We start from the raw sequence: 14,344 nt of genomic DNA on the forward strand, positions 1-14,344 counted from the left end.
GCTTAGCCGAAAGTTTTTTGCCTCGTAATCGCCTACTTTTCATATACTAACCGTTGTGAGCAATATGAGAAAAACGCTATCGATATCAATTTTACTTCTGATTTTCTCTTGTACGCAAAGAGAATATAAGACAATTGACTTCGGACAATTTGAAATAACTGTTCCTGAAAATTGGGACAAATATGAAGCCCAAGGAATTGATAGTTACGTTGGCGGAATAATAACTGAAACAAACGATACTTTGGACTTTGATTTTGGAATGTATTCTGGCGATTTAAGCAGAAGTGATTTTCCAATGGTTTATGACTCGCTCGGATTGGCACAACTGACTGAAAAGGAACTCGAACTACTGCCGAAAACAAAACACCTAATCGTTGACAGTATTACCGGAGATATTGACTTTAAAGAATATTTACAATACCAATTTGAATACGATTCAATTGATTGTTTCCAAGCAAAAATAATTACACCAAGAAATAAAGGTTTTGGCGGAACTGGAATTTATATTGACAGCTTGACTGGAACAAAGCGGAATTTTGACAAAATCAAGTTTGGATTCTATGGTTTCTATTTAGAAGAGAAAGTACAAACCGAATTTTTAAAAGCTCTGAAAACATTAAAATTTAAAAAATACTGTGAATAAAATACTGCTCACAACAATGTATAACCGCAATTACGGCGGATTCGACTACGTCCGAATCCACTCGGAATTGCTAACGCCTGTGCTAAACCGAAAATTAACGCAAATAAACCCGTAACTGACGGTTATACGAGACCGTTGTACGCAAGCTGAGCTAAAGCATCTCACCTCTTGCCGGATAGCCTGACTGTACAATATAATCAACAGCTTTAATAAAAGACGGCAAATAGGGTCTTCCCCAAGGATTACTGTTTATTGCTGAATAATAAACTTTATTATTATTGTCAATTAGAAATAATCCTGGTTCACTAAATTTACTTGGTTCGCCATCTTTTACTCCTACACTCATGTACAATGCCCATTTTCTTGCGGTTTCTTCGGGCAATTCGTAGCCTAAGGTAAGATTTGGCAGTTCCCATTTTTGTCGTGAAAGCCTTGCCCGTTGTTCAGAGTCCATACTTACGGCTACAACATTTACGCCTCTTTGCTCAAATTCGGGTAGCAATTCCTGTAATTGTTGTAAATACTTTTTACACAATGGACAATGTAACCCTCGATAAAAAACAACCAAAGTAAAGTTTTCTGGATTTTGGTCTGCCAAATTCCATTGATTTCCATCAAATGATTGAAACTGTAAATCTGGCGCTGTATGTTTTGGTGTTGGTCTATTCATAATAAATACTTTAAAAGTATGCTTTCAAATGATTTTCAAAACGAATAAAATCATTCTCTATTTCTGGATTTTTCATTACATCATATGCCATAAATGTTGGTAATGATTCAAAACCAAACCACTTAAAATTAAGATGCATTGGTTTTAGCAAATCATCTTCACTCAATCCATTAAAAAAAGGTTCCTCTGGATTATTAAAAGCTTCTTTTGGTGCATTAGCCGTTACTGACATCATATACTTTCCGTTTAACTTTCCACCTAAACCGTAATTCTTCTTCGGTGCTTCTTTACTTCTGCCATCACCATCAGACATTTCGCCCATCATACCCATCGAAAATACTTCATCAATATATTTTTTAAACGACCAACTTACACCCATCCAGTTCAAAGGAGTTTGAAAAAAGACCACATCTGCCCATTTGAATTTTTCAATTTCTTCATTGACATCATAATTGTCTTCCATTGTAGTTTTCTTGATATTGTAACCGTTGCCCTTAAAGTGACTTTCCGCTTTTTCAGTTAAACTTGCGTTTAATTTTCCTTCAGAAAATGGATATTTCTGATGACCGTTGATTATAAAAATATTTTTCATTTTGAATTTTTAATTACATTTGTTTCGCAAAGAAACCAATATTAGTTTAAAAAGGAAACTATTATGTTTTCATTTGAACAAATAGTGGTAACCATAAAGTAACTAATGGCAAGAAAATATATAGACAATCCAAATGCTTGTTCCTTGGTGCATACGATGAACATAATTGGTAATAAATGGAAACCCATAATTCTCTATTTACTATCTAATGGTTCTATGCGCTTTGGAATGTTAAATGCGCTTATTCCTACAATCTCAAAAAAGGTGCTGACTAATCAACTGAAAGAATTAGAAAACGATGGATTACTTTTAAGACAGTCCTTTGCAGAAATTCCACCAAGAGTTGAATATTCATTGACTGAAAAAGCAATTGGGCTTTTGCCTGTTTTAAGAATGTTAAGTGATTGGGCAAATGAAGCTTATCCAGAAATGGAATTTGAACAATGTAGAATAATAGAGAATGGAAAAAAGCCAGCGTACAACAATGTATAACCGCAATTACGGCGGATTCGACTACCCTTCGACTTCGCTCAGGGTAAACTGAATCCACTCGGAATTACTAAAGTCTGTGTCAAACAGAAAATTAACGCCTATTAACCCGTAACTGACGGTTATACCAGACCGTTATGCCAAAAAAAATAACAGCAGTATAGAAACCAACCAGAATTAATGGCTGATTATTCTTTAAAAATGACCTCGACTCAATTCACGGAAAAAGTGATAGAGTTATATAGCCAGGCAAGGTATAGCAGCTATTATCATCCAAAAATCAGAAGAGGAAGATCACACACCATATCAGCACGAGTAGAAGATTTGTTAGCTGCTTTCCTGGGGTTTAATTTAATGAAAGATTTTGATATATACGTAGATCAACCGATAACTATAATTGGATTAAAAAAACAGTTATATCCAGATATTATACTTTCTGAACAGGGAGTTTTAAAAAGTTTTATTGATGTTAAAATGGATCTTGGTTGGAAAAGAGATGGTTTTGTGAAATTTTGCTTTGATAAAGACAGAGAGATTCAAAGCACTCTCTCACGAAAATATAGCCTAAAGGACGGTTTGACAAAAACAGTTTCAACCGGACATATTTCTTGAAGTCTTAAATATCATATCGTCATTATTTCAGATAAAAATATTCCAGACATAAAATTCAAAAGAAATATTGAAGAGACAAACAACCTGAAGAATGTGAAGGTTTATTGTTTAACCTCTAATCAACATCCTAATACTTATGATGACGTTAAAGTGGTTCTAGATTCTATTAAAATCAATCATGAACAATTTGAACTTTTATTAGAGAATTTGTAATCAAAAGCACCTCAACGAGGTAAATTATGTCTTACTACACACATACATTGGTATTGGATATTTAGCGTTGCGTTACTCATCGATTTAGCGTTCAGATTATTGGGATGTTGCGAGCATAAATAAATTCGCACCGATTATTTGCATTTCTCCCTACTCACCATTCACCAACCATGATTCACTACCTTTGTCCTATGAAACTAAAACTCTACCAAATCGACGCCTTCGCCACTGCCCCCTTCACCGGCAACCCAGCCGCAGTAGTCCCCTTATCCGAATGGCTCCCAGATGCCGTGATGCAAAACATCGCCATGGAGAACAACCTGGCAGAAACGGCCTTTTTTGTTCCCAAAGGTGATGGCTATGAGCTGCGTTGGTTTACCCCCAATATTGAAGTAGATCTCTGTGGCCACGCCACCCTGGCCTCGGCCTATGTGCTGTTTAACCATGAGGGGCATGATGGAAATAAGATAGACTTCCATAGCCCACGATCTGGGCCACTTAGTGTTTCCAAAAACGGAGAACTACTCACCCTTAATTTCCCGGCAGATGAAATTAAGGAGGTAGACCTCAGCGAAGAAATGGCGGCCTGTTTTGACATCCAACCCACCAAGGCCTACAAAGGTAAGACGGACTTTATGCTAGTCTATGAAAACGAGACTCAGATCAGAACCCTGACGCCCTATATGGACCGTATCAATGCCCTGGACGCCCGCGGGGTCATTGTCACCGCTCCCGGCCAGCAAGTGAATTTTGTCTCCCGCTTCTTTGCCCCCAATGCGCCGTCCCCGAGGACCCCGTTACCGGCTCCGCCCATACGACCCTCACGCCTTATTGGGCTGAACGCTTAGAGAAGAATTCGCTTTCGGCTATGCAGCTCTCCGAGCGCACCGGGAGGTTGCAGTGTAGGTTTTTGGGTGAACGTGTTGAGATTGCTGGCGAGGGTCGGCTATACCTTATCGGCGAAATATTTGTCTAACTCAACCCGTCACATCGAGTGAATTTACGTGAGTGAATTTGTATCGAGATGCAGGGTTCTCGATACAATTTTGTAATGCAAAATCACTCGAACTGACGCTAGGAAAGGTTCTCGATACAATTTTCTCACTTCGTCCAAAAATCACTCGAACTGACGCTAGGAAAGGTTCTCGATAAAATTTTCTCACTTCGTTCAAAAATCACTCGAACTGACGAACAAGCTTCATCCAAAACCGGCCCATATGCCTCTTCCCGTAAAATGTGAGGCAGCAAAACGTCGCATTTAGTTGTGTCTGAGCGCAGCGAGTTCTGCTAAATGCAGTTTTGCAATGTAACATTTAGGGAAGGGTAGCATCCGGAGCATCCGGGGGCCTAGCGCTTTTTGGTACTTTTTACTCGCGTTGTTTATATGTTAGACAGAAGTGCTCGTGAATGCTTTGCATTTCATCAATGGAAAAAGAACAATAAGAAATGGATTCCGGGTCAAGCCCGGAATGACATGGTCCTCACCTTTCTCTGCCAACTGCCAACCGCCCACTGCAGACTACTGAGTACTGACCACCGACTACAGACTACAGACTACAGACTAAAACCCCTTCTCACGTCTCACGTCTCACATCTTACTCAAATGCCTCGCTTAACTGTTAACGGCTAACGCTTAACACATAAGGCGGAAAAACAATTACTTGAATTTCACTAACTTAGCTATCACCTTTACAAAAACCCACTTTGCTTTAGTTTAATCACCCGGTCATTGTGCCTGGGTTAAGCATGAACAAATGTCAACAGCAGCCGGTTTTATAGAAGGCCTTCACCAAAAATTATTATCGGAGTCTATCCGCCGCAAGGTGGAGCGATTTTTTCTGGTCCTGGCACTGGTCAGTTTCCTGGTTCACCTGGCCGTCATCTATATGGGGAAATTGGGTTGGATCAACCTGGGCGATCAGGGAGAGCTGCTCCAAAATCCAATAGCCGCAATTTATACCCCTTTTCCTTTATCCTGATCTACGAGGTCTATCTGCTCATTTATTACCTGCCGCGATCCATCACCACTTACATTCAAAAGCAGTTCGAGATCATAACCCTTATTGTGATTAGGCGCATCTTTAAAGACCTTTCCAAGATCGATCTTAGTGCAGACTGGTTTTCAAACCCAGGAGACCTGCAACTGACCTACGACCTGATCGCTTCCTTACTGCTGTTCTTTCTGATCTACCTGTTTAGGCTGCAAAGTAAGAAGCCCACTCTGGCCACCCCAGCTAAAGATTCCCAAATTGGTCAGTTTATCCGCATGAAAAAACTGATCGCGACACTACTGGTGCCCATCCTATTTCTAATGGCACTGTACACCCTTTCGGATTGGATACTGGACTTGATTTCCAGCACGGGAGGTACTTTTAAGAATATCAACGATATTTTCTTTGATGAGTTCTTTGCTGTTTTGATCATGGTGGATGTTATTTTGCTGCTGCTGTCCTTCTTTTACACAGACCGCTTCAACAAGATCATCCGCAACTCCGGTTTTGTGATATCCACCATCTTGATCCGATTGTCCTTTGGCGTAGATGGACTGATCAATGACCTGGTCATTATCTCTGCTGTTCTTTTTGGCCTTTTGGTACTCTATATTCACAACCGCTATGAGCTGCTACCTGAAAGAGGATAGCCGAGAACCTCCGATGAGTTAGAAGTCGGTAACTCCAAAGTCAAATAATTGGCAGACTGGATTCCGGGTCAAGCCCGGAATGACATGGTCCTCACTCGAGTAACGATTAACGAATAACGACTCACGATTCACTATTTCATCTAGAATTACTATTTTACACGCTTATGCTTCATTTCAACTAACCATCGTATAATTATATGGAAGGCGTACCTAAAAAAGGTATTCAAGGATTAATAGAGAATTGGCAAAGCGATTTGATCGCAGCCGTAAGTGTAGCCCTCATCGCATTACCCCTTTCACTGGGTATTGCCCTGGCGGCAGGAGCACCGGCCATGGCGGGGATCTTCTCCGCTATTGTGGGTGGAGTGGTCACTACCCTCTACCGGGGAGGTCATATTTCGGTGAATGGGCCCGCCAAGGGCGTCATTGGGGTCATCCTGTTGGGGATCGTCATCATGGACGATGGCAGTGGCCAGGCCTTTAATTATGTGCTGGCAGCTGTGGTGGTCTCCGGAGCATTACAGGCCTTGTTGGGCGTACTGAAACTGGGGCGCTTAGCAGACATTTTCCATACCTCCGTGATTCACGGAATTTTGGCGGCCATTGGAATCATCATCTTTGCCAAACAGATCCATGTGGCCATGGGCACCCACTCGGACAGTCCAAGCATAGTACAGAATCTCATCGATGCGGTGGTTTACCTGCCCCAGGCCAATCCCTTTGTGTTGGTCATTGCAGTCACCGGTCTGCTGATATTGTTATTTAATCACAAGATCAGCTCCCGGGTATTTCATTTCCTGCCCGCACCCATGTGGGTAGTGGCCCTGTCCATTCCCTTTGTCTACGCCTTCGATTTCTTTGAGCCACACACCATGTCGCTCTTTGGAAAAGCATACGAAGTAGGCCCGGATCTGTTGCTGGATATCCCGGACAATATTTCAGAATCGCTGATGTTCCCCAACTTTGGGATGATAGGCACCATCGAATTTTGGACCACAGTATTCTCCATGTTGATCATCACCAGTATTGAGTCCCTGGCCATAGCCAAGGCGGTGGACAAGATAGACCCCTACAAACGGAAGACCGATCTAAATAAAGACTTAACCGGAATTGGACTGAGTACCATGGTAGCCGGGATGATAGGTGGACTGCCCATCATTGCTGTGATCATTCGCAGTACGGTCAATGTGCACAATGGTGCCAAGACCAAGTGGTCCAATATGTACCAAGGGTTGTTGCTACTATTATTTATCCTGGTATTGAGTCCCATCATGACACAGGTTCCGCTCTGTGCCTTTGCCATACTGCTGGTATATACCGGTTTTAAACTGGCCTCGCCTGCCGTATTTAAACAGGTCTACGACCAGGGGACCGAACAATTGGTCTTCTTTATCGGTACAATGATACTGACGCTCTACACCAACCTGTTGGTAGGATTATTAGGCGGATTATTCCTGGCCCTGATCACCCATATGTTATTAGCTAGGCTGACCATTTCTCAATTCTTTAAACAGGTCTACAGTTCCCGCACCAAGTTGATCGAGTTACCCGATGGCGGATTCGATCTTAAGATAAGAGGGATTGCGAACTTCTTAGGTATACTGAAAGTAGATAAACTGGTTTCTCAAATCCCTTCCGGTGCCGATGTCAATATCGACCTTTCTGAAGCCCGACTAGTAGGAATGACCTATATGGATTACCTGGTAGAATATCTTAAGGCGCAACGGGATACCGGAGGTAGCGTGCATATCGTTGGTTTGGACAACCATGTTTCCTCTTCCCTCTATAACCGATCCTTAAAGATCAGTCTGACCAGCTCGGCAGCTAAGTTGTCCAACCGACAAAAACGCTTGCGGAACCTGGCCACCGAAAAGGATTATCAATATTCCAGCCAGGTCAATTGGAACACCAAATACCTTCAGAAATTCCACTTCTTTGGGATCCGACCCCTGGAACGCAAATACAATTGCCTGAGGGGCTCTTTTGACGACCAAGACGTTTCCTGGGAAATAGCCGATGTCACCTACAATGTGGGCCAGGCCTTTACGGCCGAGACCTTTGACATGACGCTGATGGTCCTTAGGCTCAACAAAAACATCCCTGTATTCTCCATGGAAAAAGAAGGGGTGCTGGAAAAACTCTTCGACCGGGTAATGGCCTTTACCGGCTATAAGGACATCGACTTCGACATGTACCCGGACTTCTCCAAGAAGTTTTTGCTCATGGGGAACGAGGAAGACGAGATCCGCTCCTTTTTCACCCCGGACATCATCAAATTCTTTGAAGAAAATCCGATCTACCACCTGGAAAGCAATGGCGAGGCCCTCCTCATTTTCAACAAGATCAAACCCGCCCGTACCGACGAAACCCTGGAGTTTATTGAATACGGCAAGGAGCTGGCAAGGGTATTAAAAGCCTAGAGTCGGCAGTAGGCAAACTTAAAAGAACCCGTCACATCGAGTGAATTCACGCTAGTGAATTTGTATCGAGATGCAGGGTTCTCGATACAACGACCTGTGATCACCACTCGAACTGACGACAAGAGGGTTCTCGATTCAACGACCTGCGGTCGCCACTCGAACTGACGAGGAGGTGGTTCTCGATACAATTTTGTAATGCAAAATCACTCTAACTGACGCGGAGGTGGTTCTCGATACAATTTTCTCACTACGTTCGAAAATCACTCGAACTGACGATTTTTCATAAGAAAAAGGGTACGGGCTTCCCCGTAAAGACTAATTCTTCTTCGCTTGAGCCCCCTGCAACGTCCTCTTAATCTCATTGAGCTTCATCAAGGCCTCCACAGGCGTCAGCGTATCGATATCCGTCTCTAGGATCTGATCCCGGATCTCTTCCAGGAGGGGATCGTCCAGTTTGATAAAACTGAGTTGTAGTTCTTGCTCAGAGAGGGTCTTAACCTTATCGGAGAGTTCTTCTGAGGAATGGGATTTTTCCAGTCGCTCCAGGATCTTATTGGCCCGGGTGATCACTTGCCGCGGCATACCCGCCATCTTGGCTACATGTATCCCAAAGCTGTGATGGGAACCACCGGGAACCAGTTTCCGCAGGAAAAGCACCTGCTCCGGGCTTTCCTTGACCGAGACATTGTAGTTTTTGATGCGGTCGAAGGTCTCCGTCATCTCGTTCAGCTCGTGGTAATGGGTTGCGAAAAGGGTCTTTGCATGACTGGGATGCTCGTGCAAGTATTCCGAAATAGCCCAGGCAATGGAGATCCCATCGTAGGTAGAGGTCCCGCGCCCGATCTCGTCCAACAGCACCAGGCTGCGCTCGGAAATGTTATTCAAAATACTGGCCGTCTCGTTCATCTCGACCATAAAGGTGGATTCCCCCATGGAGATATTATCGCTGGCACCTACCCGGGTAAAGATCTTATCCACTACCCCCATACGGACGGATTCAGCCGGAACAAAACTTCCCATTTGAGCCAGTAGGACAATCAATGCGGTCTGCCGCAATATGGCCGACTTACCACTCATATTGGGCCCGGTGATCATGATGATCTGCTGATTCTCCCGGTCCAGGAAGACGTCATTGGCCACAAAGGGCTGGTCCGGCGGTAACTGCCGTTCGATGACCGGGTGACGCCCCTGGCGGATATCCAGGTCAAAACTATCGTCCAAGGTTGGACGACAATAGTTGTTCTCCAGGGCCTGGCTGGCAAAGCTGCAGAGGCAATCCAATTGGGCCAAGGCTCTTGCTGTACGCTGTACAGCCGGAATATGCGGAATGAGGTTTTGCAACAGCTGTACATAGAGCTGCTGCTCCAATATCCCGATCTGTTCCTCGGCCCCCAGGATCTTGCTTTCGTATTCTTTGAGCTCTTCGGTAATATAGCGCTCGGCATTGACCAAGGTCTGTTTGCGGACCCATTCTTCCGGCACCTTGTCCCGGTGCGTATTGCGCACTTCGATATAGTAGCCAAACACATTGTTGGAGGCGATCTTGAGCGAAGGGATGCCCGTAGCTTCTTGCTCCCGATCCAGCATTTGGTCCAGGTAGTCCTTGCCGCCTCGGGCCAAACCTCGGTATTCATCCAATTGGTCCGAAAAACCGGTCGCGATCACATCCCCCTTAGCCAGTTGTACCGGGGCCTCTTCGTTCAAGGTTTCCTTGATGGTCTCTCTGAGGGCTTCGGCCGGATCAATGCGCGCTGCCAAGGCCTTTAAACTGCTCTGCTCAGAATGGGAAAGTATTCCACGCAGCAGCACCGCAGCTTCCATGGAATTTTTAAGCCCGATCAGTTCCCTAGGGTTGATCTTGCCAGTAGCCAGTTTGGCTGCCAGTCGCTCCAGGTCCCCCATCCTTTTTAGATGAGACTGGATGTCGTCCAGCAATTCAGTCTGCTCCATTAAGGACTGCACCACCGCATGCCGTTCTTCTATAGCCGTCTTTTCCTTAAGCGGTTGAGCCATCCAACGCTTCAGCATCCGACCACCCATGGCGGTTTGGGTGCGGTCGATGATATCCAGCAGGGTCACCGCATTTTCTGCCGGTGAGTAGAAAAGCTCCAGATTGCGCAAAGTAAAGCGGTCCATCCACACATGGTCCTGGCTGGCCATACGCGTAATACCCGTGATATGATCCAAGGACGTATGATGGGTCTCCCCTAAATAATGCAGTACCGCTCCCGCAGCGATCAGTCCGGTGGGTAAATGCTCTACTCCAAAACCTTTGAGATTGGTGGTCCCAAATTGACGGTTAAGGGACTCCATGGCATAGTCCGACTGGAAGATCCAGTCCTCCAAAAAGAACAGCCGATTGTGGCCCAGAAAGTTGCTTTGCCAGTGACTGCGTTTGGCCTTATTGACCAGCACCTCCGGTGGGTTCATGTCCTGTATCCACTTATCGATCTCCTCTTCACTGCCCTCGCCTAGCAGGAATTCTCCAGTCGAAATGTCCAGGAAGGCAACACCCAGCCCATTCTTGGCCTGATGGACCGCTGCCAGGAAATTGTTCTTTTTCTGGTCCAGTATATCATCGCTCAATGCGACTCCTGGTGTAACCAATTCCGTTACTCCCCGTTTGACGATCCCCTTGGTCATTTTGGGATCCTCTAGCTGGTCGCAAATAGCGACTCGGCAACCGGCCTTCACCAACTTGGGTAAGTAGGTGTTTAGCGCATGATGCGGGAAGCCCGCCAACTCGGTCTGGTCGCCTCCATTGTTACGGGCCGTCAGGGTGATATTCAGTATACCTGCCGCCCGCACTGCATCGGACCCAAAGGTCTCGTAAAAGTCCCCCACCCGGAACAACAATAGCGCATCCGGATACTTCGCCTTGACGGCGTTGTATTGTTTCATTAACGGGGTGACCTTTTTGGGCATGAACAATTGTGATCAAAGTCATTCCGGGCTTGACCCGGAATCTAGGATTAACTATACCAATCTTCGGAAATATCTGCCCATTTTGGGTTGACCTGCTCGATCAACTCGACCTTCCACTTTCTCTTCCAACCCTTGATCAGTTTTTCACGACGGATTCCAACAGCAGGATCCAAATGAAACTCATAATACACTAACCTGATTAAGCCGTACCGAAAGCTGAAGGAGGACTTGTTCTTTCCCGACCTATGCTCGTATACTCGTCTAAAAATGTCGTTGGTCACACCTACGTAAAGTGTGCCGTTTCGTTTGTTCGACAGGATATAAACATAAATCCCTTTGTCCATCAATGCTCCAGTACATTTTATTGACTGGGGAGTGATGTTTGACTAAAGTAAAAACAATGGGATTTTCGGCGAAACGGATAAAGGGGTTGTTATCCGAAGTTATTAACAAAATTGGCTGTTCTTTGAGCCTTTGCTAAGTGGATTCCGGATCAAGTCCGGAATGACTAGCAACAAACCGGTATGTTTATTGAAAAAAGGCACAGTGGATTCCGAATCAAGTCCGGAATGACCGGTAACAAATATTTTCTCTTTCAGTAATGGTCAAGCCGGAATGACTTACAACTCGAATCACGACTAACGACTAACGATTCACTAAATTTGTATTGTGAAACACCGCAAACTAAAAAACCCCGAACTGGGGCGGATGAAAGCAGACGAATTCAAGGAATCCAAAAAGATTCCCTTGCGCATCGTGTTGGACGATATCCGCTCGCTCAATAATATTGGGTCGGTGTTTCGAACGGCCGATGCCTTCCGGGTAGAGAAGATCTACCTCTGCGGGATCACGGCCCAACCACCCCATAAGGACATCCAAAAGACCGCCCTGGGAGCCACAGATAGTGTAGACTGGGAGTATGTGCAGTCCGTCACCGATCTGGCGGTCCGATTAAAGGCAGAAGGAGTACAATTACTGGCCATTGAGCAGGCTGAGGATGCCGTCTCCTTGGACGAATTCCGTGCGGGGCCCCAGCAGACCTATGCCGTGGTCTTTGGAAATGAGGTAAAAGGAGTAAGCCAGGAAGTGGTTTCCATGGCCAATACGGTCATCGAGATCCCCCAATTTGGAACCAAGCATTCCCTAAATATTTCCGTCAGTGCGGGGATAGTGATCTGGCAGCTGTTCGATCAGTTAAAGGCCACCCTTAACTCCTGATCTGCTCCAAGACCCAGAGGTAATCCGATCTATTTTCTACCAAATCGCGACCACTGAGGTCCACGATCTTGATATTGTCCTGGTGCTGCTGCTTGATGTAATCCAGGTAGCCCTGGTTAATCTTATCCAGGTAATTTCCTTCTATGGTCTTTTCGTAAGAGCGACCCCGCTTCTTGATATTCTTGAGCAGTTGCCCAGTTTCCTGGTAGAGGTAAACATAGACGTCAGGCTTGGGTAATTCCTTGTGCATCAGGCTGAACAACTTCTTAAAGAGCTCAAATTCCTCTTCCACCAAGGTCACCTGAGCAAAAATCAGGGACTTATAGACATCGTAATCTGCGATCACACAGTCCTTGAAAAGGTCGTATTGAGTAATGTCTTCGGCTAGCTGCTGGTAGCGATCTGCCAGGAAAGACATTTCCAAGGGGAAGGCGTATCGATTCTGATCTTGATAAAATTTGGGCAGGAAAGGATTGTCCTTAAAACGTTCCAGTATGAGTTTGGCGTTGAATTCGGTGGCCATTTGGTTAGCCAGGCTGGTCTTCCCGGCCCCTATATTCCCTTCAATGGCGATATAACTGAACTTACTTAAATCCCAGTCTTTTCTGGGGTTTCTCAGCCATTTGGAAAGGCGCTCAATAGGTTCCTCTGCCAATTGCCCCAAGAGTTCTTGGGTTGTCTTTTTTAAGACCGGATGTTCAAGCTCCGGGGCCAGGTCGTTCAGCGGTTTGAGCACAAAGGACCTTTTCTGCAGATGCGGATGCGGGATCTTCAGGGTCTTGGTCTCCTTGATTTCGTCCCCGTAGTAGAGGATATCTAGGTCGATCGGGCGGGAAGTATAGCCTTCCTTCTTTTTGCGCCGACGGCCCATATCCTTTTCAATGGCTAGCAACTCCTTGAGTAGCTTACCAGGTTTTAGTCTGGTGTGTACTGCTATGACGGCATTGAAGAAATCGTCTCCCTCAAAGCCCATGGCCGGGGTCTGGTATACCGGTGAGATTCGTTGAACAGCTCCCACCCGATAGTGGATGGCGTCTATGGCCAACTGCAACTGTTCAAACTTATGCCCCTGATTACTGCCCAGGGAAATATAGGTGAGGATGGGCAATTTGATCAAAAATGGTTTTACCTTTAACGAAATTACACAATCCAATGGATTCCACGTAGTTGGTATCCCATTCACCTATCGACCGGACAAGACAAATACGAGCCCAACGCATCTACCTCATCCTGGCAGCCCTGTTTATCTGCTCCTTGGTAGTGTCCAACCTGATCTTTCAAAAGTTCTTTTATTGGGATTTCTTCGGTCTCTACACCTTCGAGATCTCGGTGGGCATACTGCCCTATCCTATCACCTTTCTGATCACCGACCTAATCTCTGAGGTCTATGGTAAAAAGAAGGCCAACCAGGTAGTGACCGCAGGTATCTTCGCGTCCTTTTTCTCTTTGCTGATCGTCTACATAGGGAATGCCGTGCCCGCCACGGAGTGGAGTCCTGTAAACGACAGCTTGTTCACCAAAGTATTTGGGGCCACAGCCGTAGCTGTATTTGCCTCCATGATGGCCTACCTGCTAGCCCAGTACATCGACATCTATATCTTCCACTTCTGGAAACGACTTACCAAGGGAAAGCATCTGTGGCTTAGAAATAACTTCTCCACTTTCACCTCCCAATTTGTGGACACCTTTACGGTCCTCTTCCTGCTTTGCAGCTTTGGAAAGATCGAATGGAGCTTGTTCCAAGGCTTGTTGATCAGCGGTTTCTTATTTAAGGTTTTGGTTGCTGCACTGGACACACCCATCCTCTATGCCGCCGTCTACGGGCTCCGCAAATACCTGGGGTTGGAATTTGCCCAGGAGATCACCGATGTAAACCTGCTACTGACCGAAGAGGAATAGCCTTGAGCGTAAGGTTTTAAAG

General features: G+C 45.3%; 13 protein-coding genes and 1 pseudogene. 9 read left to right on the forward strand and 5 right to left on the reverse strand.

Features of this window, described 5'->3' with window-relative positions:
- The first annotated feature begins 64 nt into the window (after positions 1-64).
- Complete coding sequence (locus BST85_RS09510; protein WP_104813032.1) at positions 65-643, forward strand: hypothetical protein; 579 nt, start codon at positions 65-67, stop codon at positions 641-643.
- Positions 644-794: 151 nt separating this feature from the next.
- On the opposite strand, the gene BST85_RS09515 is transcribed toward BST85_RS09510, so the two are convergent.
- Entirely contained in the window at positions 795-1,313 is a 519-nt protein-coding gene (locus BST85_RS09515) for a peroxiredoxin-like family protein (RefSeq protein ID WP_104813033.1), read from the reverse strand.
- A gap of 10 nt (positions 1,314-1,323) precedes the next feature.
- Complete coding sequence (locus BST85_RS09520; protein ID WP_104813034.1) at positions 1,324-1,905, reverse strand: NAD(P)H-dependent oxidoreductase; 582 nt, start codon at positions 1,903-1,905, stop codon at positions 1,324-1,326.
- A 105-nt stretch (positions 1,906-2,010) separates the two neighbouring features.
- Here BST85_RS09520 and BST85_RS09525 point away from each other — a divergent pair, with 105 nt between their 5' ends.
- The 6 genes and pseudogenes from BST85_RS09525 (at position 2,011) to BST85_RS09545 (ending at position 8,280) form a co-directional block, all read left to right on the forward strand.
- On the forward strand, positions 2,011-2,397 hold the full coding sequence (locus tag BST85_RS09525; RefSeq protein ID WP_104813035.1) for a winged helix-turn-helix transcriptional regulator: 387 nt from the start codon (positions 2,011-2,013) through the stop codon (positions 2,395-2,397).
- Between the two features lie 177 nt (positions 2,398-2,574).
- Positions 2,575-3,006: a hypothetical protein gene (locus tag BST85_RS09530; RefSeq protein ID WP_146090700.1), complete on the forward strand. Its 432-nt coding sequence runs from the start codon at positions 2,575-2,577 to the stop codon at positions 3,004-3,006.
- A 404-nt stretch (positions 3,007-3,410) separates the two neighbouring features.
- Positions 3,411-4,195 (forward strand): annotated as a pseudogene (locus BST85_RS09535) (PhzF family phenazine biosynthesis protein).
- 778 nt (positions 4,196-4,973) lie between these two features.
- Positions 4,974-5,198 (forward strand): hypothetical protein, encoded by a 225-nt coding sequence (locus BST85_RS14515; protein ID WP_245917671.1) that lies wholly within the window; start codon positions 4,974-4,976, stop codon positions 5,196-5,198.
- Positions 5,120-5,860, forward strand: coding sequence for a hypothetical protein (locus tag BST85_RS09540; protein ID WP_245917672.1), 741 nt, complete (start codon positions 5,120-5,122; stop codon positions 5,858-5,860). Before BST85_RS14515 ends, BST85_RS09540 begins: the two co-directional genes overlap by 79 nt.
- 197 nt (positions 5,861-6,057) lie before the next feature.
- The gene (locus BST85_RS09545; protein WP_104813037.1) at positions 6,058-8,280 is read left to right on the forward strand and encodes a SulP family inorganic anion transporter; all 2,223 of its coding nucleotides are present in this window, start codon (positions 6,058-6,060) and stop codon (positions 8,278-8,280) included.
- Positions 8,281-8,595: 315 nt separating this feature from the next.
- Here BST85_RS09545 and mutS read toward each other — a convergent pair whose 3' ends face one another.
- Both mutS and BST85_RS09555 read right to left on the reverse strand, forming a co-directional pair.
- Positions 8,596-11,181: a DNA mismatch repair protein MutS gene (mutS, locus tag BST85_RS09550; protein WP_104813972.1), complete on the reverse strand. Its 2,586-nt coding sequence runs from the start codon at positions 11,179-11,181 to the stop codon at positions 8,596-8,598.
- A 71-nt stretch (positions 11,182-11,252) separates the two neighbouring features.
- On the reverse strand, positions 11,253-11,549 hold the full coding sequence (locus BST85_RS09555; protein WP_104813038.1) for a GIY-YIG nuclease family protein: 297 nt from the start codon (positions 11,547-11,549) through the stop codon (positions 11,253-11,255).
- Between the two features lie 325 nt (positions 11,550-11,874).
- Between BST85_RS09555 and BST85_RS09560 the strand changes: the two genes are divergently transcribed.
- Entirely contained in the window at positions 11,875-12,423 is a 549-nt protein-coding gene (locus BST85_RS09560) for an RNA methyltransferase (RefSeq protein ID WP_245917673.1), read from the forward strand.
- On the opposite strand, the gene folK is transcribed toward BST85_RS09560, so the two are convergent.
- Positions 12,413-13,540, reverse strand: a complete 1,128-nt coding sequence (folK, locus tag BST85_RS09565) for a 2-amino-4-hydroxy-6-hydroxymethyldihydropteridine diphosphokinase (protein ID WP_342750425.1) — start codon at positions 13,538-13,540, stop codon at positions 12,413-12,415. The two genes, BST85_RS09560 and folK, sit on opposite strands and share 11 nt — an antisense overlap.
- Positions 13,541-13,590: 50 nt before the next feature.
- Between folK and BST85_RS09570 the strand changes: the two genes are divergently transcribed.
- Positions 13,591-14,322, forward strand: coding sequence for a queuosine precursor transporter (locus BST85_RS09570; protein ID WP_425427894.1), 732 nt, complete (start codon positions 13,591-13,593; stop codon positions 14,320-14,322).
- Positions 14,323-14,344: the final 22 nt, after the last annotated feature.

Source organism: Aureitalea marina (assembly GCF_002943755.1).
Lineage (GTDB): Bacteria > Bacteroidota > Bacteroidia > Flavobacteriales > Flavobacteriaceae > Aureitalea > Aureitalea marina.

What these genes read in the sequence shown, in the direction of transcription:
- BST85_RS09510 (WP_104813032.1), top strand. Translation starts at nt 65, where the DNA reads ATGAGAAAAACGCTATCGATATCAATTTTACTTCTGATTTTCTCTTGT.
- BST85_RS09515 (WP_104813033.1), bottom strand. Translation starts at nt 1,313, where the DNA reads ATGAATAGACCAACACCAAAACATACAGCGCCAGATTTACAGTTTCAA.
- BST85_RS09520 (WP_104813034.1), bottom strand. Translation starts at nt 1,905, where the DNA reads ATGAAAAATATTTTTATAATCAACGGTCATCAGAAATATCCATTTTCT.
- BST85_RS09525 (WP_104813035.1), top strand. Translation starts at nt 2,011, where the DNA reads ATGGCAAGAAAATATATAGACAATCCAAATGCTTGTTCCTTGGTGCAT.
- BST85_RS09530 (WP_146090700.1), top strand. Translation starts at nt 2,575, where the DNA reads ATGGCTGATTATTCTTTAAAAATGACCTCGACTCAATTCACGGAAAAA.
- BST85_RS14515 (WP_245917671.1), top strand. Translation starts at nt 4,974, where the DNA reads ATGTCAACAGCAGCCGGTTTTATAGAAGGCCTTCACCAAAAATTATTA.
- BST85_RS09545 (WP_104813037.1), top strand. Translation starts at nt 6,058, where the DNA reads ATGGAAGGCGTACCTAAAAAAGGTATTCAAGGATTAATAGAGAATTGG.
- mutS (WP_104813972.1), bottom strand. Translation starts at nt 11,181, where the DNA reads ATGAAACAATACAACGCCGTCAAGGCGAAGTATCCGGATGCGCTATTG.
- BST85_RS09555 (WP_104813038.1), bottom strand. Translation starts at nt 11,549, where the DNA reads ATGGACAAAGGGATTTATGTTTATATCCTGTCGAACAAACGAAACGGC.